The sequence below is a fragment of the Hahella ganghwensis DSM 17046 genome (assembly GCF_000376785.1).
In the GTDB taxonomy this organism is placed as follows: domain Bacteria; phylum Pseudomonadota; class Gammaproteobacteria; order Pseudomonadales; family Oleiphilaceae; genus Hahella; species Hahella ganghwensis.
The window spans coordinates 1-19958 of the sequence record NZ_AQXX01000125.1 but is presented as its reverse complement, the minus strand read 5'-3'; the positions used below and the strand labels follow the sequence as shown (position 1 = coordinate 19958).

General features: G+C 48.6%; 24 protein-coding genes. 16 read left to right on the top strand and 8 right to left on the bottom strand.

All coding sequences use genetic code 11. From position 1 onward, the window contains the following. Window positions 1-3 precede the first annotated feature (3 nt). On the top strand, window positions 4-492 hold the full coding sequence (gene rraA / locus F566_RS0118085; protein ID WP_020408429.1) for a ribonuclease E activity regulator RraA: 489 nt from the start codon (window positions 4-6) through the stop codon (window positions 490-492). A 99-nt stretch (window positions 493-591) separates the two neighbouring features. On the opposite strand, the gene F566_RS0118080 is transcribed toward rraA, so the two are convergent. The 3 genes from F566_RS0118080 to F566_RS0118070 form a co-directional block, all read right to left on the bottom strand. Beyond that, window positions 592-903, bottom strand: a complete 312-nt coding sequence (locus F566_RS0118080; protein WP_157496875.1) for a PilZ domain-containing protein — start codon at window positions 901-903, stop codon at window positions 592-594. A gap of 169 nt (window positions 904-1072) precedes the next feature. Further along, entirely contained in the window at window positions 1073-1753 is a 681-nt protein-coding gene (locus tag F566_RS0118075) for a TIGR04211 family SH3 domain-containing protein (RefSeq protein WP_020408427.1), read from the bottom strand. 74 nt (window positions 1754-1827) lie between these two features. Beyond that, window positions 1828-2127: a YciI family protein gene (locus tag F566_RS0118070; protein WP_020408426.1), complete on the bottom strand. Its 300-nt coding sequence runs from the start codon at window positions 2125-2127 to the stop codon at window positions 1828-1830. A gap of 243 nt (window positions 2128-2370) precedes the next feature. Here F566_RS0118070 and F566_RS0118065 point away from each other — a divergent pair, with 243 nt between their 5' ends. Then, window positions 2371-3222 carry a PHP domain-containing protein gene (locus F566_RS0118065; protein WP_020408425.1) on the top strand — a complete coding sequence of 284 codons (852 nt, stop codon included), beginning with the start codon at window positions 2371-2373 and terminating at the stop codon, window positions 3220-3222. An 18-nt stretch (window positions 3223-3240) separates the two neighbouring features. Continuing rightward, on the top strand, window positions 3241-4371 hold the full coding sequence (locus F566_RS0118060; RefSeq protein ID WP_020408424.1) for a phospholipase D-like domain-containing protein: 1131 nt from the start codon (window positions 3241-3243) through the stop codon (window positions 4369-4371). Window positions 4372-4380: 9 nt separating this feature from the next. Here the strand turns inward: F566_RS0118060 and F566_RS0118055 are convergent, their stop codons facing one another. Next, window positions 4381-4932 (bottom strand): YecA/YgfB family protein, encoded by a 552-nt coding sequence (locus F566_RS0118055; RefSeq protein ID WP_020408423.1) that lies wholly within the window; start codon window positions 4930-4932, stop codon window positions 4381-4383. Window positions 4933-5072: 140 nt separating this feature from the next. Next, complete coding sequence (rne, locus tag F566_RS0118050) at window positions 5073-8393, bottom strand: ribonuclease E (protein WP_020408422.1); 3321 nt, start codon at window positions 8391-8393, stop codon at window positions 5073-5075. Between the two features lie 579 nt (window positions 8394-8972). Between rne and rluC the strand changes: the two genes are divergently transcribed. The 3 genes from rluC to F566_RS0118035 all read left to right on the top strand — a co-directional run bounded on the left by rluC (window position 8973) and on the right by F566_RS0118035 (window position 11757). Continuing rightward, a complete protein-coding gene (gene rluC / locus F566_RS0118045; protein ID WP_083921124.1) occupies window positions 8973-9923 on the top strand; it encodes a 23S rRNA pseudouridine(955/2504/2580) synthase RluC in 951 nt (316 codons plus the stop codon). Between the two features lie 79 nt (window positions 9924-10002). Then, a complete protein-coding gene (locus F566_RS0118040) occupies window positions 10003-10650 on the top strand; it encodes an HAD family hydrolase (RefSeq protein WP_020408420.1) in 648 nt (215 codons plus the stop codon). 132 nt (window positions 10651-10782) lie between these two features. After that, window positions 10783-11757, top strand: coding sequence for a S49 family peptidase (locus F566_RS0118035; RefSeq protein WP_020408419.1), 975 nt, complete (start codon window positions 10783-10785; stop codon window positions 11755-11757). A 29-nt stretch (window positions 11758-11786) separates the two neighbouring features. Here the strand turns inward: F566_RS0118035 and F566_RS0118030 are convergent, their stop codons facing one another. Continuing rightward, window positions 11787-12383 carry a Maf family protein gene (locus F566_RS0118030; protein ID WP_020408418.1) on the bottom strand — a complete coding sequence of 199 codons (597 nt, stop codon included), beginning with the start codon at window positions 12381-12383 and terminating at the stop codon, window positions 11787-11789. Window positions 12384-12491: 108 nt separating this feature from the next. Here F566_RS0118030 and F566_RS0118025 point away from each other — a divergent pair, with 108 nt between their 5' ends. The 9 genes from F566_RS0118025 to tmk all read left to right on the top strand — a co-directional run bounded on the left by F566_RS0118025 (window position 12492) and on the right by tmk (window position 19066). After that, the gene (locus F566_RS0118025; protein ID WP_020408417.1) at window positions 12492-13013 is read left to right on the top strand and encodes a YceD family protein; all 522 of its coding nucleotides are present in this window, start codon (window positions 12492-12494) and stop codon (window positions 13011-13013) included. Window positions 13014-13052: 39 nt separating this feature from the next. Next, window positions 13053-13232 carry a 50S ribosomal protein L32 gene (gene rpmF, locus F566_RS0118020; protein ID WP_020408416.1) on the top strand — a complete coding sequence of 60 codons (180 nt, stop codon included), beginning with the start codon at window positions 13053-13055 and terminating at the stop codon, window positions 13230-13232. A gap of 25 nt (window positions 13233-13257) precedes the next feature. Then, on the top strand, window positions 13258-14262 hold the full coding sequence (plsX, locus tag F566_RS0118015; RefSeq protein ID WP_085942886.1) for a phosphate acyltransferase PlsX: 1005 nt from the start codon (window positions 13258-13260) through the stop codon (window positions 14260-14262). Between the two features lie 126 nt (window positions 14263-14388). Then, window positions 14389-15312: an ACP S-malonyltransferase gene (gene fabD, locus F566_RS0118010; protein WP_051085369.1), complete on the top strand. Its 924-nt coding sequence runs from the start codon at window positions 14389-14391 to the stop codon at window positions 15310-15312. A gap of 23 nt (window positions 15313-15335) precedes the next feature. Continuing rightward, the gene (gene fabG, locus F566_RS0118005; protein WP_020408413.1) at window positions 15336-16067 is read left to right on the top strand and encodes a 3-oxoacyl-ACP reductase FabG; all 732 of its coding nucleotides are present in this window, start codon (window positions 15336-15338) and stop codon (window positions 16065-16067) included. Between the two features lie 146 nt (window positions 16068-16213). Beyond that, window positions 16214-16447: an acyl carrier protein gene (gene acpP / locus F566_RS0118000; protein ID WP_020408412.1), complete on the top strand. Its 234-nt coding sequence runs from the start codon at window positions 16214-16216 to the stop codon at window positions 16445-16447. Window positions 16448-16550: 103 nt separating this feature from the next. After that, on the top strand, window positions 16551-17393 hold the full coding sequence (pabC, locus tag F566_RS0117995) for an aminodeoxychorismate lyase (protein WP_020408411.1): 843 nt from the start codon (window positions 16551-16553) through the stop codon (window positions 17391-17393). A gap of 16 nt (window positions 17394-17409) precedes the next feature. Next, complete coding sequence (gene mltG, locus F566_RS0117990; RefSeq protein ID WP_020408410.1) at window positions 17410-18420, top strand: endolytic transglycosylase MltG; 1011 nt, start codon at window positions 17410-17412, stop codon at window positions 18418-18420. Between the two features lie 19 nt (window positions 18421-18439). Next, window positions 18440-19066 (top strand): dTMP kinase, encoded by a 627-nt coding sequence (gene tmk / locus F566_RS0117985; protein ID WP_020408409.1) that lies wholly within the window; start codon window positions 18440-18442, stop codon window positions 19064-19066. Window positions 19067-19070: 4 nt separating this feature from the next. Here tmk and F566_RS0117980 read toward each other — a convergent pair whose 3' ends face one another. Both F566_RS0117980 and F566_RS36950 read right to left on the bottom strand, forming a co-directional pair. Continuing rightward, window positions 19071-19283: a hypothetical protein gene (locus F566_RS0117980; protein ID WP_020408408.1), complete on the bottom strand. Its 213-nt coding sequence runs from the start codon at window positions 19281-19283 to the stop codon at window positions 19071-19073. 44 nt (window positions 19284-19327) lie between these two features. Further along, window positions 19328-19501 carry a hypothetical protein gene (locus tag F566_RS36950; protein WP_020408407.1) on the bottom strand — a complete coding sequence of 58 codons (174 nt, stop codon included), beginning with the start codon at window positions 19499-19501 and terminating at the stop codon, window positions 19328-19330. 245 nt (window positions 19502-19746) lie between these two features. On the opposite strand from F566_RS36950, the gene F566_RS36370 reads away from it, so the two are divergent. After that, window positions 19747-19958: transposase (locus tag F566_RS36370; RefSeq protein ID WP_020405615.1), on the top strand; the 212-nt coding region annotated here is incomplete at its 3' end.

Here is a 19958-nt window from a genome sequence, read left to right as displayed (position 1 = left end):
ATCATGAAATACGTCACTCCTGATCTCTGCGATGCATACCCGGAACTTGTCAGGGTAGTTGAGCCGATGTTTCGAAACTTTGGTGCCAGGGACTCTTTTGGCGGTGAAATTGTGACAGTGAAGTGTTTTGAAGATAACTCTGTGGTTAAGAGCTTGGTTGATGAGCCGGGGCGTGGAAAGGTGATGGTTGTCGATGGGGGGGGGTCAATGCGCAAAGCTTTGTTGGGCGATATGCTGGCAGAAAAAGCTTCATCGAATGGTTGGGAAGGTATCATCATCTATGGATGTATTCGGGATGTGGATGTTATTAACCAAACTGAACTTGGTGTTCAGGCTTTGGGGACAATTCCGTTAAAGACAGAGAAGAAGGGGATTGGTGATTTAAATGTAGAGATCCGCTTTGGTGGCGTTACGTTTCGTCCGGGGGAATACGTCTATGCGGATAATAATGGTATTGTCGTCTCTTCCGAGCCACTTTCCATGCCGGAATAAGTAGGCTGGCTACTGACAACAAAAGGGCGTCGGCAATCAACCATTACCAATTCAAAAAGGCGCCTCCCTGGCGCCTTGTTTAACCCTGAGCTTTCAGAGTCAGCTTTCCACTTTGATGATCTCTACGCCAAGCTGGTAACGTTCGTTACCAAGATCGTCGCAGCGAAGCACTTTGACGGTTGTGTCAAATGATGGGAAAGCTTCGTTGTTGGAGGGAAGGGAGGTGTTGAGTTCGCTGCCAGCAGCGAACGGTTGACCGACTTCTATGGACATTCCAGTGCCGCTGAGATCACGGCATATTCCCTTGCAGGATTCACCGCTTCTGGAATCCCTGAGAGTAATTTCGGAATCGACTTTCATTCGAATGAAGTCGCGTTTTTCCGCATAATCACGCATCGTTGTCAGTCTCATTTTAGCCTCACATTATTTTTATTCGCCGTAAATTTTATACGCTGCTAAAAAAGCGCTGTCAAAGCAGAAATAATTATAAAGGAGGCGGTGTGTAGAATATTTCGTAGTACCTATTGTTTACCAATACTAGATATTGATACTATCAAAATCTTTCCCCCACATTATCGGGTCACCAGCTGTTGCGTTTATCGCGTTTGAACATGGGGGCCACTAACGCGATACATGCTCCCAGCAAAACCAATCCGGCACCCAAAAGCATCTTGTCCCTTTCGTTATTTTCCTTCAGGCGTATATTGTCTGCTGTAAGTACTTCGACTTCGTTTTTCAGTTGTTCGTTGGTCTCACGGAGTTCTCTGTTGCGACGATCCAGGGTAATGGCGTTTTCAGAAATCCGTTTAATGTTCGACAGCTCTTCCTGGAAACGGAGATTCTCGGCCCGGAGGCGTTCATTATCAGCCTGTACCTGTCCGCTGGTCTGTGAAATCTCGTTGTTGGACTGCGATATCTCGGCAAATTTTGCTTTAAGAGCTTCGTGTTCTTTCGCCAGTCTGGCCAGTTTGTCTGCAGCTACCGGCTCGTTAATCAGAAAACGTGTGGGAATATAGCCTTCAATGCCATCTGGTGTTCTGACTTTGGAATAACCTGAGCCTGGGTTAGTGCCAAGGAGTTCAACCGGGGTGCCGCTTTTTACACCTTTATGAACAACCCGGAATTCCAGGCCTTCACCGCTTCTCAGTGGGGCGTATAACGTGTCGTCAATATAGCGGGTTTCCGCCTGACTATTTAGGGACAGGGCGCTGGCCGTCGCCAGAAGTAGTATATTGATCGTGAATCTTAGTACTTTGTTCACTTAGTTATCCTTGCTAGCAAAAAGGAGTAATCTGTTCTGCCTGCCGATTGTCATTTGATCGGGGCGGAGCAAGATTAAGGTAGAACTTTCTTGAATGGTTTGATGATAACGTCCTGATAAACACCGGCAGCCACATAAGGGTCGGCGTCAGCCCAGGACTTGGCCTCCTCAAGAGAGTTGAATTCAGCTATCACACAGCTACCGCTGAAACCTGCTGGCCCCGGATCCTCACTGTCAATTGCTGGTGTGGGGCCTGCAAGAAGTAGTCGGCCTTCCTGCTTAAGTGTTTCAAGTCTGGCCAGATGATCCGGCCGGGCGACTTTTCGTTTCTCGAGGCTGTCAGGAACATCTTGAGAGAAAATTACGTAAAACATAGATTGTCCGTCGATGGATTGAGTTATCGGTTTATGTTCGGCAAATAAATTCGGGTAACCGACTGCCGGTGAATCATGCCCTGTACGGTTACAATCATTATCATTGTTTATTCATTATCGTCGTTTTTTGGCTGTTATGTCATGTCGACAGAGGCAGTATCTGTCATGGTAATACATGCATTTTGCGGTATGCCGGATGATACTGTATTTTGATTGGGCTTTGAAATTAATAGAAGGTGAGGAATGCAGTCAATCCTGCACAATTTTGATTTTCACTGCCATAGCACAGCCTCTGATGGATCCTTGACTCCGCAGGAAATGCTAGAGCTGGCGGTGGAGGCTGGCTTAACCCAGTGGTCATTGACTGATCACGATACTATAGAAGGTTACCGTCAATTGTGTGTCGGTGGTCCGCCCGATAGTCTGCAATTGATACCGGGAGTGGAACTGACTTGCGACTGGCATGGTATCACGCTCCATGTTCTTGCTTTTGGGTTTGATTCTGAGGCAGCCAGCCTGGCTGATTTCCTCAAGCTTCAAGGGCAGAGGCGAGAGGAGCGTGCAGTGCGGATAGCTGAAAAATTTGAAAAGAAATTTAAAATTGAAGGAGTGTACGAACAGGCATGCCGTATCTCTTCTTCTCGACTACCGGCGCGCCCGCATTTTGCCAGACTGATGGTCGAACTTGGTTTGGTCAGCCATCAGGCGGAGGCTTTCAACAAACATCTTGGTGCTGGCAAATGGGGGGACGTGAAGTTATTTTGGCCGCAGCTAGAGGAGTTGATGGGGGCGGTTAGTGGAGCTGGTGGTGTGAGTGTTATTGCTCACCCTTTTCATTACAAGATGACCGCTACAAAGTTGCGCAGATTGCTGGATGAGTTTCAGGCGTTCCATGGTCATGGAGTTGAAGTCGGAGTTCCCAACACCAACGCAGGCCAATTTGGTTGGCTTGCTGATGAGCTAAGGAAGCGGAAGCTCTATCAGAGCGGGGGGAGTGATTTTCATGGCAAGGTGACACCTTGGGCTCGCTTGGGCAAGTTCCCGTCTCTGGCTAAAGGAGTGCCGAGCATTCAGGAATTGCTTTCTGCTTCATAAAAAAGGATATGGATTTGAATGCATAGATATCCGCTGCGCCTGGCGAATAGATTTCAGCTCGTCGTTGGTGGCGATGCTTATCTTTCTTCCCTTCTGGCGTATGTACAGTCTGCCAGGAGCGAAATTCTGGTGGAAATGTATCTGGTCGAGCAGGGGCGGGCTTTTGATCTTTTCTGGGCGGCTGTGTCGCAGGCACTTGAGAAGGGGGTGAAAGTAAGTCTTCTGCTGGATGGGTATGGCAGTCGTCAGGTCCTGTCTTTTCTTCAGGGGGCGGTTCAGGAGTGGCCGAATTTAGCGCTGTCGGTTTATAACCCAATCTCGTTCAGGCGTTTTAAATCCAACTTTCATCGGGATCATCGCAAGTTAATAGTGATAGACCAGTCCATTGCAATTATTTCCGGATTTGGTATCAACGACGAATTTTATGAGGCGCTGGTAAAGCGGCCGGCATCGGCGACACCGCCCTGGCTTGATACGGCTGTATTTGTCAGGGGAGAGGTCGTGGCTGACTGGCGGCAACTATTCTGCGATACCTGGAATGGAGAGCCTGTCCTCGGTAATGGTCAGGTGATGCAGGCGCAAGGGCAGACCCCTGGTCGGGTAGCATATGGGCTGGGCTGGGGGAGGCAGGATATTGTCCGCGAGCTAAGGGTTAGGATTCGTAAAGCTTCTGATCGGATCTGGATTGTTTCACCTTATTTTTTGACTTCATGGCGAATTCGCAGACTGCTGAGAAGAGCCAGTCGGCGTGGGTTGGATGTGAGAATTCTCGTTCCAGGTGCTTATTATACTGACCATCCTCCTGTGACCTATGCAAGTCGGCGTTATTACCTGCGATTGCTTCGTGCAGGAGTCAGGCTGTTCGAATACCAGAAGTCTTTTATCCACTCAAAGATCTACATATGCGATCAATGGGTATCGATGGGGTCATTCAATCTCGACCACTGGACCTACCGATTTAACCTGGAGGCAAATCAGGAGGTTGTCAGTGAGTCGTTTTCCAATGAGGTAGGGCAGTTTTATGAAGGCTGCCTTGAGTTCAGTACTGAAATCACGATGGATTATTTAAAGAAGCAGAGGCTGTTGGACAGACTGCTGACCTATTTATCAGGTAAGCTGGAACAGGTACTGTTGAAAATTATCGGATAATTGATGTCTTCAGGATCTATAGAGTAAGTAGAGGTCCACGACGTTTTCAGGGATCTCTGTCACCATTTGTGCCATCAATTTATCGTTTTGACGAATATCTTCAAAGTCATCGTCCTGGAATAGTTCAGAATGTGCCATGATAGGAAGCAGAAGTCCTGCTACATTGGCTTCGTCCTGTTCTTCAAACCATGCCTGCTCACATGAAAGAAAACCTTCGATAAATCCTGCGCACCAGTTTATCAGGGCGTTATCATCATCGTATGCCTCCTCTGGGAGGCTGAAGTCATCATCAGATTCAAGTTGGTCTGCGAGACTGGATTGAAGCTGGGTGATTGCCTCTTCCAGTATGTTTTTCTGATCTTGATTCAGGTCAGGATTTTCGCCTATGACATACTGAATCCACTGATCCCTATCCGGAGTTTGGGGGGCGACAAGGAACGCGCATACCAAGCCGTGAATGCCGAATAAATCCAGGCAATCGTCATTCTGGTCATTGTCGAATAATACGGATTCCACCGAGTCCAGAAAATCCGGTGAGAATGGAAAGCTTTCGTTAGCCATTAAGAAATCCTGAAAGGCGATGGAGGTTGAAGGTACTTTATCAGTATTAGTTTGGTGAGCCAATGACTGCAAGTCATGTGACTTGCAGTCATTGTTGTTACGCCCGAACTGTTTTACAGGTCGATTCGGGTAGGGCTATTTCAGGAAGTGCTGCCGGAAGTATCCCGAGTTGCTGACTCACCCTTCTTCGAATCATCGCCTTGTTGCGTTGAAGCTTCTGAAGAGGGGAGTGGAGCTTCCTGTGTTGCAGGAGGTGTCTTTTCAGCTTGGGCTGGCTTCCCTGAATCTGTTTTATTTACAGGTTCGGAAGCTGGTTTTTCTTTCTGGGGTTCGGGTGAGGCTTTCGGTGCAGCCTCATCTTTCGCCTTTCCGAAAGTCGTCTTTTTGCCTGCTGAATCCTCAATGAAATCGATCTGTTTCGGTTGAGGTGTGGTCGGCTTGGAGGATTCTGCCTGAGATTGCTCGGACTTGGCGGCCTCTACTGCTACAGGTACCTCTGCCTGAGGGGGGTTCTCAGTCTGTTCCTGATTAACTGCAGGAGATGCCTCGTTGTGATCAGGGTTTTTCGCCTTTGGTGTTGGCGTTTTCTGAGGTTCTGCCTGTTTTTGCATTTCCTGCTGGCGACGCCTTACTTCCCTGGGGTCGTTAGGGGCTCTTCTAGGCTGAGAGGACTCAGTGCTAGTCGATGCTGTCGCGCTGGAAGCTGGGGTGCTGATCCCTGCCTTTTCTTCCGTAGAAGCTTTTTCCTTTACACTATTTTGGACGTCTGCAGTCGTCTTGGAGGTTTCTTCCTTCGCTGGCGGAACCTCTCTGGGTGCAGTAGTGGTCTCAGTGCTCTTGGCTGCGGGCTTCTCAGTCGTCATTTCTGCAGCTGTAGATTCTTTCTTTTCACTTGCAGCGGGAGCTTTTGTCTCTGTGTCGGCCGACTTGGCTGGTGCAGAGGGTCTTTCGCCTCGGGATTGTGGGCGTCGACCCTCGGAGCTGCTGGTTCTCTCCCGCGTTTTCCGGCCTGGGTCACGACTGTTTCGGTTATCAGTCGTTTTTTCCTGTGCTTTGGGCTCGCTGCTGCTCTGATCTGCTTTTGCTTCAGTTCTCTGCTCAGGTTTGCTCGGTTGGTTAGCCCTGGCTTTGCTGTCTTCTGCTTCTTTCTCAGGCGCATTGGCAGGTCTTTGAGGTGATTGGCTCTGTTCTTTGGTAACAGAATTTGCAGGTTTTTCCTCAGCTTTGCCGGTCGTCTGGTTCTGCGGTTGTGAGTCAGCGTCTTTCTCTTTGGCTTGCTCTTTAACTACAGGAGGTGTTGGACGATTGGATGAGCGGTCGCGACGCGGGCGGCTGAATTCAGATTTCGAATCGTTGTCAGTCTTGCCTTCGGTCGTACTTTGTCTGTTCTGACTCCTGTCCTGTTTGTCCTGAGTTTTCGCATCCTGGTCTGGTGAGTCGCTGCGACGATTGCGTCCGCCTTCAGAGCGCTTGCTCTGACCACGGTTCTGATTGCGATCATCGGAGGGCTTGTTACGATTCTGGCGACGATTGTCTTTGCCGTCCTTGTTGTCTCTGCTGTCGCTGTTATCCCGGTTGTCGCGGCGTTCACTACGTTGACCTTTGTCTTTGCGGTCGCCCCGATCATTCCGGTCACGCTTGCTGTTGTCCCGGTTGTCTCGTGCCTGTTTGTCTGAGGAGTCCCGTCTATCTTTCTGGTCTCCTACTTTAACTTTGCGACGACCTTGGTCTGATTTGTTGCGCGCCGGAGTCGTTTCTTTTTCGGATTCCTGTTCAGATTTCTCTGAGCTGAATGCACGCGCAATTCGCAGACTAATTCTCTTGAGTAGGCCAACTTCGCTGACTTCGGGTTCTGGAGCGGGTGATTTAGGTACGACAGACTTAACTGCTGCTTCCTGACGTACTACGTCTTTTTGCAGCATCACTTCCAGTTCGCTTTCTTCCTCAGCTTCAGGTCTCAAGTTATAGCTTGTTTCATTGATGGTTTCGTTGTCATCGCGAATTCGCTGTACCTCAAAATGTGGGGTGTCGATATGTGCATTCGGTACGACAACCACTTTGACGCCATGACGTTTCTCTGTCTTGGCCAGATGTACGCGTTTCTCGTTGAGCAAATAAGTGGCTACTGTCACCGGGCAGATAGCTCTGACCTCTGCGGTGCGCTCTTTGAAGGCTTCTTCTTCAATCAGGCGCATTATCGACAGGGCGAGGGACTCGATGCCACGAATGGTGCCCTGACCTTTACAGCGTGGGCAGATTTCATTCCGGGTCTCACCCAGAGAGGGGCGTAGTCTCTGACGGGACATTTCAAGTAGGCCGAACCGTGAGATCTTGCCGATCTGAACTCTGGCGCGATCCAAATCAAGTGCGGCTTTCAGTTTGTTTTCAACTTCCCGCTGATTTTTTGCGGGTGTCATGTCGATAAAATCAATGACGATTAGACCGCCGATATCGCGAAGTCTCAACTGGCGTGCAATCTCGTCAGCAGCTTCCAGGTTGGTCTGCAGGGCGGTTTCTTCAATATCGCCGCCTTTTGTGGCTCTGGCAGAGTTGATGTCTATTGATACCAGGGCTTCCGTTGGATCGATAACGATAGAGCCGCCAGAAGGAAGTTTAACTTCTCTCTGGTAGGCGGTTTCGATCTGGCTTTCGATCTGATAACGGTTAAACAGGGGGATGTCGTCCTGGTAGAGCTTGATTCGGTTTTCGAAGTTCGGCATGACGGCTTTGACAAAATTCAGGGCTTCTTCCTGAACCTGGGGATGGTCAATCAGAACTTCGCCGATATCCTGACGTAAGTAGTCACGGACGGCGCGAATAACGACGTTGCTTTCCTGGTAAATCAGGAACGGGGCTGATTTGCTTTCAGCCGCTGATCTGATGGAGTCCCAGAACTGCATCAGATAATCAAAATCCCATTGCAATTCTTTACTGGAGCGTCCAACTCCGGCGGTTCTGACAATCATGCCCATTTCTTTGGGGACGTTCAGGCCAGAAATAGCTTCTTTCAGCTGGTCTCTTTCCTCTCCCTCGATTCGACGTGATATGCCGCCTGCCCGTGGATTATTAGGCATCAGTACCAGATATCGGCCAGCCAGACTGATAAAGGTGGTCAGTGCGGCGCCTTTATTGCCACGTTCTTCCTTGTCAACCTGAACGATCACCTCCTGACCTTCCTGAAGCAGCTCCTTGATATTCATGCGGGAGCCTTTCTGGGGTTGGGATTTGAAGTATTCGCGGGAAATTTCTTTCAGGGGGAGGAAGCCATGGCGTTCTGCGCCGAAATCAACAAATGCTGCTTCAAGGCTGGGCTCTATTCTGGTGACTTTGCCCTTGTATATATTGGCTTTTTTTTGCTCTCTCGTACCTGACTCAATGTCGAGGTCGTAAAGTTTTTGTCCGTCCACCAGAGCCACACGCAACTCTTCTGGTTGAGTTGCGTTTATTAACATACGTTTCATCTATGTTCCGTTTTGCATAAGGGGCATTAACAGCAGGCGGGAAGGGAACGAAGGTGGGCCGGGCATCATTGAAGCGAACAGGCTCGCGCTAGCGAGCCCCATGGCTTGGGTAACAAGCTTATGGGGCTAATTTCCACAGTCTTTATCTTGTGGAAAATCGTCTTTTATTAACGGGTTACGGTAAATGTTTTGCTATTACCAACCCTAATTCTCGCTTTAAGCCCCGATGCCCATTTGGCATCCAAGCTGGTTGGGAAGCTACTGCTTCCTCAACAGAATTCGTTCTGGTTCCTGCCTTGATGTCAGCACCCAGTTTATTGGTTGCTATGACTTTCTAGCATTGTCTTCATGACAAACCTCGGTATCATCAGTGGGTTTGTCGCTGTATAATCTCTCGCGCCCGATGCTTTGTATGAAGCATCTCCCGGCTGCTGGGTAACTATCCCGAAGCTGGACTAAGTAAGCTTCGATACTAAAAGTTACAGTTATGGAGTCGAGTTAGCGCCTTGGAAATATAGCAGGTTACCCCTAGGCGTTCAATCTTGTTAGACAGTCTATCATCATAATGGTTAGGTTCAGGTGTCCTCATCAGGTTCAACATCATCAGCAAATGTACGGTTTTTGTCCATTGACAGTGACTCAGAGGGGCAGCGGCTCGATAATTATTTAATCAGGCAGCTAAAAGGTGTCCCCAAAAGCAAGATATATCGAATCATCCGCAAAGGTGAGGTGAGGGTTAACAAAGGACGATGCAAGCCCGAAACAAAGCTCAGGTCCGGAGATCAGGTCAGAGTACCGCCAATCAGGCTGGAGCAAAACGAAGGCGGCCAGATTCGGGTGCCTGAGTCATTGCTAAAGACTTTAAATGACAGTGTGCTCTTTGAGGATGATGGATTGCTGGTCATAAATAAGCCGGCTGGGTTGGCGGTCCATGGTGGGAGTGGGTTAAGTTTTGGTGTGATAGAAATATTGCGCGCCGCGCGCCCGGAGCAGCGCTTTCTTGAATTGGTGCACCGATTGGATCGTGATACCTCTGGGGTGCTGATGTTGGCTAAAAAACGGCGGGTGCTGGTTCAATTACATAACATGTTACAGAACGGGCGGGTTAATAAAATCTATCAGGCCTGGGTTGTTGGACGCTGGCCTAAACACAAGACGGAAGTGACTGCTCCGCTAAGGAAGAATTCGCTGAAGTCTGGTGAGCGAATGGTGATCGTCAGCCAGGATGGTAAGCCAAGTGAAACGCTGTTCGACGTATTATATGTTGGGGATGGCCACTCGTTGGTTCAGGCGCGCCCCATTACCGGTCGAACCCATCAGATAAGGGTTCATGCCCAGTTTGCCGGTCATCCGATTATCGGTGATGAAAAATACTGTCCTGATGAATCGTTGAAGCACTATAAAGAGAAAGGTGTTCGGCGTATGTGTCTGCATGCAAGGGCGCTGGAATTGCGTTGGCCGGATCGCCCGATGCAGCGAATTGATGCTCCCTGGGAAATGGAATATAGCCCACTGCTTCGTGATGACTAGATTGCTCATAATTGGCGGTCTGAAGCTTCTGGTGTCCATATAGGGGGCGGGGGCTTATATAGATAGTGGTAATAATTTTATGAAGTATGAGTTGGTGATATTCGATTGGGATGGGACACTTGCTGATTCCACGGGGCATATTGTGGACTGCATACGTCATGCCTGCGAGGTTACCAGAGAAGAGTTTCCTGGAAGTGAGGCTTCGCGCAATATCATTGGGCTAGGGATGCACGAGGCATTGGTTCAGCTGTTTGGAGAGCGGGACCAGCGCTTTATTGATCGTTTTCGGACGGCGTACTCGGAGTATTTTTTTCGTGCGCCGATGAGTCGTGAAGACCTGTATGAGGGGGCTGTAGAAACGCTTGAGCGTCTCCAGTCGATGGGGTGCCAACTGGCAATCGCAACTGGAAAAAGTCGACGCGGGATGGATCGGGCTCTGGAGCAGTTGGATCTGTTGCAATACTTCTCTGGAATAAAGTGTGCTGATGAAACGCGTTCTAAGCCTGATCCGTTGATGCTGGAGCAGTTGCTTGATGAGCATAAGGTGATTCCGCAACGGGCGGTCATGATCGGGGACACTGAATACGATATGAATATGGCTTTCAAAATAGGTATGCCTCGTATAGGTGTTGATTACGGTGCTCATGCTCCTGATCGTTTAGCTGCATTCGGGCCGGAAGCAATCATCGCTGCGCCTCTGGAGTTGCTGGAGTTGGTCATGGATTGAGGTGGCGGATATTCAGGTCTGCAGGGTTGGTTGGCAACACTTGCAGACATTTAAGTTGAGTCAGTGGTGAAAAGATTATAAATAGCGTCTTGTAGAGCACTAAAATATTTGGGTTTAGGGAATTAAATGTCTATGTATGATTCAGATCAGTCCTCTTCTCGTCCGGCGACAGAAAAAGAGTGGCGTCTTATTGAAAAGCTGATTATGACTTCTGTGGGAGAGCAGAAGAAAGCGCGTCGTTGGGGGATATTCTTCAAAATTCTGACATTTGTCTATTTGTTTGCGTTGCTGGTCATTCTGCTTCGTCCGGGGTTGGAATCCGGGGTGTCGCTCAAATCGGGTCCTCATACAGCGTTAATCGATGTGCAGGGCGTGATTGCTGCGTCGGAAGATGCCAGTGCTGATCTGGTGGTGACCGGGTTGCGCAATGCGTTTGAGAAATCGGAGGCCAGGGCTGTGATTATCCGGATTAACAGTCCGGGAGGAAGTCCGGTTCAGGCAGGTTATATCTATGATGAAATCGTGCGTCTGCGTTTGGAGTATCCCGATAAAAAAGTCTATGCGGTCATTGCCGATATTGGCGCCAGTGGCGGCTACTATATAGCAGCAGCGGCTGATGAGATCTATGCTGATAAAGCCAGTCTTGTGGGCTCAATTGGGGTGACGGCTTCTGGGTTCGGTTTTGTTGAAACGATGGATAAGCTCGGTGTGGAGCGGCGGATTTTTACTGCCGGGGAGCATAAAACATTTCTTGATCCATTTCTTCCGGTGAATGAAGAGGAGAAGGTGTTTTGGCAAGAGGTGCTCGATACAACACATAAGCAGTTTATCGAACAAGTTGAAAAGGGGCGGGGAGATCGTCTGAAAAAAGATAATTCACTTCTGTATTCTGGCGTTGTATGGAGCGGGGAGCAGGCACTGGATATTGGTTTGATTGATGGCTTGGGTAGCAGTAGCTATGTTGCCAGAGAGGTTGTTGGAGTGGAGGAAATTGTCAATTACACGCCTCGCCCAAGCAAGTTGGATGAGATATTCAGTAAGCTTGGGGCCAGTATTGGTAAAGGGGTTGCGCAGACGGTAATGGGTAACGCTGTCCAGCTTCGCTAGAGCGGATGGTTATCATTCGTCTGAAGGGGTTAAGGGATGTTAACCCCTTCTTTATTGAGAAAAGTTACCAAATCAATAAGCGGTAACCCAATCAGGCTATTGGGGTCCTTGCCGTTTATTGAAGTAAATAGTGAAATCCCCAGGCCTTCAACTTTAAAGCTGCCGCAACAATCTAGTGGCAGTTCGCGCTTCACGTAATTTTCAATTTGGTTCTGGGTGAGCTTCCTGAAAGATACTTCAATCGTGTCAACGCAGGATTGCAGTCGATTTGTTTGGCTGTTCAGTAAAGCCAGTCCTGTATAGAAAGTTACCTGTTTGCCTGCGCAGCGCTCAAGTTGGTCGCATGCCCGATCTATTGTTCCGGGTTTGGTTAGAAGGCGACCTTCCAGTGAGGCGGTTTGGTCGCTGCCAATGATGAGATGCTGCTTGTATTTGTCCTTTAGAGAGAGGGCTTTCCCCTGGGCAAAAAATTCAGCAATCTGCTTCGGTTGGCTCTCGGATGTGTGTTCTTCAATGAAGTTTGGTGCTTCGGTGGTAAACTCCAATCCCAGTTGTTTGATGAGTGAGGCCCGATAGCTGGAGGTCGAAGCAAGCACAATTTGGGTTGGAAGAGGGGGATTTTTCATAGAAAACAGGTAAATTCCGGTTGATAAGTGAAAAATTAAGGCTGAGTATCAGGATTTTACATACAACTCTTTGACTTTGGCAGGGCGGCTCACTAAAATTGCGCGCTTATGAAAACGCCTGGTATCCCGGAACTTGTAGACCCAACTAAAAGCTGTGAGAAAAAACTCACCTTTGAGGGCGCTGTTTCGACTGAAAATCTTCCCAGATTTGCCGACCTGCAAATGCAGGGTGTGGGTGATCTGGAGGTGGTTACGGTTAAATTTAGATTTGATCGTGATGAGCAGAATCTTAAAGTGGCAGCAATGTCATATAATACTTCTGCCAAGCTTCCATGTCAGAGATGTCTGGGAAGAGTGGATTATAAGATCGAAGGGGAGGTAACCCTGGTATTTTCCGATAATGAGGAAGATCTGGAGTTGCTACCTAAATCTTACGATCCGGTATTGGTCGAAAATCAGGAAGTTAATCTGTTTCAGGCACTGGAAGACGAACTACTGCTAAGTTTACCAATGTTTGCGTATCACGATGATGAGCATTGCAGTAGTGAGTTGAATGATATTAAGAGCAAAGCTGAAGAACAAAGAGCAGACAATCCGTTTGCAGTTCTCGGCGAACTGCTCAAAAAGTAGCTGAATTCGCGAAAAAAGAGCTGGCTCAGGAGATTTAGAATGGCTGTTCAACAAAACCGTAAAACTCGTTCCAAGCGTGGTATGCGTCGTTCGCACGATGCACTGAATACTTCCGCTTTGTCTATCGACCCGACTACTGGTGAGAAGCATCGTCGTCACCACGTGTCTGCCGACGGTTTTTACCGTGGCAAGAAAGTGGTTGAAACCTCGCAAGACTGATTTTCTCCAAAACATACTTTGAGTTTTGGAACGCAATATCACTGTTGCAATTGATACGATGAGCGGTGACTTCGGTCCCGCCGTCGTTGTCCCTGCCGCACTTCGTTCTGTAGAAAAAAATCCTTTCGCTTCCCTGATTCTTGTTGGTGATGAGCTTGAGTTGAAAAATCTTCTCAAAGGTCAGCACTGCCCTCGTATTTCGATCGTCCATGCTCCGGATGTTGTCAGAATGGATGACAGGCCGAGTCATGCTCTGAGGAAAAAGCAGGATTCATCGATGGCTGTGGCGCTTGGTCTCGTTCGTGATGGGGAGGCTCATGCCTGTGTCAGTGCAGGTAATACTGGCGCTCTGATGTTGTTGGCGAGGTCAATCCTTAAGACCCACCCGGGAGTTGATCGGCCGGCAATAGTGAAAAAGATACCTTCGCCCAGTAATCGCTGTTATGTGCTTGATTTGGGGGCGAATGTCGACTGCACTGCAGAGCATCTGTATCAGTTCGCCTTGATGGGGTCTGCGTTGGTGGAGGCGGTGGAGAATACTTCCGAGCCTCGGATCGCACTTCTGAATGTCGGCGAGGAAGACATCAAGGGGAATGAGCAGGTCAGGCTGGCCTCACGGATGCTGGCTGAATGTGAGATGTTGAATTACATCGGCTATGTAGAGGGTGGTGATATATTCAAGACAATCGCCGATGTGGTTGTTTGTGATGGTTTTGTCGGGAACGTCGCGCTTAAGTCGGGCGAGGGGGTCGTTGAGCTACTGTTGAAAGTGGTCAAAGGGGCTTTCGAGCGTAACTGGTATAGCAAGTGTGTCGGTTATCTGGCGTTGCCAATTCTTGGCAGGCTGCAGGCGATATTTGATCCGGCTAGGCATAATGGGGCCAGTCTCATCGGATTGCAGGCCACTGTGGTAAAAAGTCACGGGAATGCTACGGAAAGAGGGTTTTACACGGCAATAAACCAGGCTTTATTTGAAGCGCAGCGCGGTGTTCCTGAAATGATAAATGCTCGGTTGGATGAGTTGATCTGATCGGCTATAGCTGTTTGCTGTTCCCAACTAGTGTTTGTTTATTAAAGGAAGCTATTGTTGGCTACTTTCTGTCATACAACTTTGATCTAATTACTACCCGAAGAAATCATTGAGTATCATGCGCCCATGACTACAGCAATTCTATTTCCAGGACAAGGTTCGCAAAGTCTCGGCATGTTGGCCGACATTTGTGACATTTACCCTCAAATTAAAGACACCTTTCAGGAAGCCTCTGATGCTTTGGGGTATGACCTTTGGCAGGTTTCGCAGGAAGGTCCTGAAGAACGTCTTAACTCAACTGAAGTTACTCAGCCGGCAATTCTAACGGCCAGTATTTCGTTGTGGCGTCTTCTCCAATCCGTCAATCCCGTTGAAGCCAAATGCTTTGCAGGTCATAGCCTGGGTGAATATAGTGCCCTGGTTGCGGCTGGTGTTATTGATTTGGCTACTGGTGTTAAGCTGGTAGAGCAGCGGGGGCAGCTCATGCAAAAAGCTGTTAAAGGTCGTGAGACTGCAATGGCGGCTGTTCTTGGATTGGAAGATCAGGTGGTCGTTGATGTTTGTCGTGATTCGGCTCTGGATGAGTGCGTGGAAGCGGTTAATTTCAATTGTCCCGGACAGGTGGTCATCGCCGGTGATGCTGCGGCTGTAGATCGGGCGATCGGAGGGCTGAAGCAGGCTGGAGCCAAAAGAGCGATAAAGTTGGCTGTGAGCGTGCCTTCACACTGTGCATTAATGAAGCCTGCCGCGGACCTTCTGGCGGAGACGCTAGAAAGTGTTGCCCTGAATGAGCCATCCATTCCGGTGATCCAGAATGTTAATGCCGCGGTACCTTCTGGTCTTGATGAGCTAAAAGCCAATCTGATCAAGCAATTATACTCTTCTGTGTTGTGGACGCAGAGTGTGCAGAGTATGGCTGGTCTGGGTGTTGATCGATTTTATGAGTGTGGTCCGGGTAAAGTCCTGGCTGGTCTGGTGAAGAAAGTGGACCGTAGCTTCGATGTCGTTTGCCTGTCTGACCTGGCTGCCTGGCAGTCATCAGCTGAATAAGTGAACCGGATAGAGGAATGACTATGGATAAAGTTGCACTTGTCACAGGTGCTTCAAGAGGTATCGGTGCTGCAATTGCCGATAAACTTGCGGAAAAAGGATACGTCACTGTTGGAACGGCAACTTCCGAAGCGGGTGCTGCAAAAATTACAGAGCGTCTCGGGGCGATCGGTAAGGGTGCTGGCATGGTGCTTGATGTTGCATCACCGGAGTCGATTCAGGCATGTATCAAGAGTGTTGAAGAGCAGTTCGGTGTTCCGACCATCCTGGTGAATAACGCTGGGATCACCAAGGATACATTGCTCATGCGAATGAAGGATGAGGATTGGGATCAGGTGATTCAGACTAATCTCAGCTCTGTGTTTCGTATGAGCAAGGCGCTTATGAAGGGAATGATGAAGGCGCGTTGGGGTCGTATTGTTAATATTAGCTCCGTGGTTGCGTCCATGGGGAATGCCGGTCAGATTAACTATGCGGCAGCCAAAGCCGGGATAGAAGGGTTGAGCCGGTCAATGGCCAAAGAGCTTGGTTCCCGTAATATTACGGTTAATGCTGTGGCTCCGGGGTTTATTGAGACGGATATGACCAATGAGCTTCCTGAAGCGCAGAAAGAGGCGCTTCTTGCGGCAATTCCTTTGCAAAGGTTGGGAAGTCCCGCTGAAATTGCCGGAGTTGTTGAGTTTTTGGTATCTGATGCTGCAGCCTACGTTACTGGTGAAACAGTGAACGTGAATGGCGGCATGTATATGAGCTAAGATTGTGGACTTTTGTCGATAAATTGATTGAACTGTCTTTCAGTTGTAGGCAAAGTCTCATTTTAGCTTGATTAATTAAATAGGGTTAAACTAGACTAGCACGCGAACTAAGTGCTTGGTTTGAAACTAGAGTTAGTGAGGAAAATATGAGTACTGTCGAAGAGCGAGTAAAGAAAATTGTTTGTGAACAGTTAGGCGTTAAGGAAGCTGAAGTCCAGTTGACCTCAAAGTTTGTTGAGGACTTGGGTGCCGACTCGCTTGATACCGTTGAATTGGTTATGGCTCTGGAAGAAGAGTTTGAAACTGAGATTCCTGATGAGGAAGCAGAAAAGATTACAACAGTACAAGACGCTATCGACTTTATTGTAGCTAATCAATAATCTGAAAATTTTTCACGCCAAGCATAAAGTAGCCGTTTGCAATAATTTGCAGACGGCTTTTTTGTTTGTGTGAGGTATCAGGTTAACTGCTGGGGTTGGTCACGTGTTCCTGGTTAATGGTACTTTAACAGATGGTTGCCAGGTAGCAGACAGAGGTCTGCAATATGGTGATGGTGTGTTTGAAACCATACTGGTGCAAAAGCTGACCCCTGTGCTTTGGAAAGAGCACTTAACCAGGCTGGAGAAGGGGTGCTGTGCACTGGGAATTCCCTATCTGGTTGACCGCGAGGTATTATTATCGCGTGTGTTGGCATTGATAGATCTTTGGTGTGAGTCCCACTCCAGTTCCGATAACCGTTACGTTATCAAAATTATTGTCACCCGAGGAAGTGGTGGCAGAGGTTATCGCCCTCCGGGAAAGGTTAATCCGACAGAGATCGTCGCCGTTTATCCTGCGCCCAGTTTTTCATCTGAGCTTTATCTTCATGGGGTGGCCGTCAGAACCCTGAAAACTCCAGTTTCCCAAAACCTGTTGCTGGCCGGGCACAAGCACTTGAATCGCCTGGATCAGGTGATTGCTTCGGCTGAGTTGGAGGAAGACGAGTTTGAGGGGATAATGTGTCTTCCTGACGGGCAGCTTATAGAAGGAACAAGATCCAATATACTGGTCAGGATTAAGGGGCGATGGATAACGCCTGAATTATCGCTTGCAGGTGTTAATGGGGTTGTTCGGCAGTATTTGTTGGCCAAGTCTGAAAAATTGGGATTGAAGGTTGAAGAAGGTCGGTTGGGTCAGGCAGAATTGGCTGGCATTCAGGCCATGGCGCTTATGAATAGTGTTTTCGGTATCATTCCCGTCAATAGATTTAACGAAACTGAATTAGACGTATACAGTGTCCTCCAAGAAGTCCAAGACAAAATCCACAAAGAAATCCCGTTCTTTTAGTCTTAAGAAGATCGCGTTGTATCTCGTTATTCTCTCTCTGGTTGTGAGCTTTGCCGCGATCGGGGTGGTGTATCAGGGGGTGCAGGCGTTGCAGGAGCCTATTGGTATTCAAGAGGCGGCAGTATTTGAGGTGAGAAAGGGGGATACACTCAGAAGTGTTACTCAACGGCTTGAAGGCGAAGGGGTGATAAACTCCGGCTTCTGGTTCTATTGGATTGGAAGATTCAAGGAGCAGGGGCGTTTGCTGAAGGCTGGCGAATATTGGCTGTCTCCAGAGTATACAGCTATGGGGCTGTTTCCTGTTTTAACGTCCGGGAAAACGGTTAATTACAGTATTACCTTTATTGAAGGGTGGAATATTCGCGAGGTTTTGGCGGAGCTGGATAATCATCCCAAACTCGAAAGAGTGCTCAACTCTAAAGACCCGGCAGAGGTTGCCAGTCAGTTGGGGATGGAGTATCCGCATGCGGAAGGTTTGATCTTTCCCGATACTTATTTTTATCGTAAGGGTATGAGTGATCTGGATATTCTTCAGCAAGCTTATCGCAAGACGATGGAGGTGTTGTCGAAAGAGTGGAAGCAGCGATCATCTGACGCTATCGTCAAGAGTCCTTATGAGGCGCTGATTTTGGCCTCGATTGTTGAACGGGAAACCAGTGTGGATTCAGAGCGGGAAGTGATTTCTGGTGTATTTACAGAAAGACTGCGACTGAAGATGCGCTTGCAGACCGATCCAACCGTTATTTATGGATTGGGTGAGGCTTATCAGGGAAATATCACTCGCAAGCATCTGAAGCAACCGACTCCATATAATACCTATGTTATCAAGGGATTGCCTCCAACTCCGATTTCCATGCCGGGGGAGGCGAGTATAAAGGCTGCTTTGAATCCGGATATTACAGGGGATTTGTATTTTGTGGCCAAGGGGGATGGCACGCATGCCTTTTCCAAAACACTGCGTGAACATACCAATGCTGTCCGCGCTTATCAGCTAAAACGGCGTTCAGATTACCGTTCCAGCCAATAAACTCTTTGGAGGATACACCTTGAGTCGTGGTCTATTTATTACAGTCGAAGGGATTGAGGGGGCTGGAAAGACGACAAATCTCGAATTTGTGCGCTCGGTCCTGGGCGAACTGGATATGGAGGTCGTGACGACTCGAGAGCCTGGGGGAACGCCGCTGGCTGAAGAGATCAGGGAGCTATTGCTGAGGCCCAGAGATGAGCAAGTGTCTTCGACAGCTGAGTTGTTGATGATGTTTGCCGCCAGGGCTCAGCATCTGGAGCAGAAGATCATGCCTTTGCTCAAATCGGGGGTTCATGTCTTGTCTGATCGGTTTACTGATGCGACCTATGCTTATCAAGGAGGTGGCAGGGGCTTGTCCTGGGAGCTGATTGCCAATCTGGAGAAAATAGTCCAGAGAAATTTCCGGCCAGATCTGACACTACTTTTATGTGTAAACCCTGAAGTAGGTATTGCGCGAGCCAAAAAAAGGGGAGAGCTGGACAGGTTTGAGCAGGAAAAGCTCGAATTTTATACAAGAGTTCAAGATGCTTATATGAAGCGGGTCGCTGAAGCGCCTGAGCGCTACTGTGTTATCAATGCTCAGGACCCTTTAGAGCTCATTCAGCCGAAAATCCGACAGGCTCTGTTGAATAAGCTGGCTGAATAACGGATCAGGATAAAAAATCGGCGACTTTGATGGCGTAATGTCTTGGATCAACTGCTTTGACGATGCGATCCTGAACAATGGGTCTGGCCAAGTCCAGTGTCTTAACCTTGATAAATGTCCGAAATTTGGTGTGATACATTACTCTGAGCGTGGGGAGACGTTGATCTGCTTCGTTGGTCTCGGTTACCACTCCAAGCTTTCCACTTTCAAGTAACACCAGTGATCCGACCGGATAAATACCAATACATCTTATGAAGTGATCTACCAGCGAACTGTCCAGGTGAGTGCGCTGTGGTTACGAAAGATGGAGTCTACCATGTTCTCGGCCACTTCCTCGAAGCTGGCGATTTCTATGGCAGCGCCCAGCTTTATGTCTTCAAGAGCAGAGTTGACCAGATCGATGGCTTGATCGTGAATTTTTTTGGCTGCTACCATCTCATTAGTAACGCTTATGCGGGGTTTGTTGCTAGGCCGCAGGGAGCCGCTTTTTCCAGTTTTTGCTGGTTTAGTTGATCGACTTCCTGTTGGGTTGGAGCGTGTTTTGCGTCCAAGCCTCGAAGGGTGTCTATGTAAACGTCCTTCACGCCTAGCTGTTTAATTGTAAGCGTCCGGTAACCCCATCTTGAGCGCGCTACCAACTGACTGGATAGTGTCCACTTATTTTTTAGTGGACACTTGTTATGATTGTCATAAGCGCACCTCGCTCCTCCAGAAAACGTCGCCAATATTCCGCAGAATTTAAAGCTAAGATTATTGCTGCCTGCCAACAGCCGGGGGTCTCTGTTTCTGCCATCGCTCTGGATAACGGGCTCAATGCCAATCTGGTTCGACGCTGGATCAGCGACGCGAAGAAACTCGGCTCTACCACGTCGGCATTTGTCCCCATAAACCT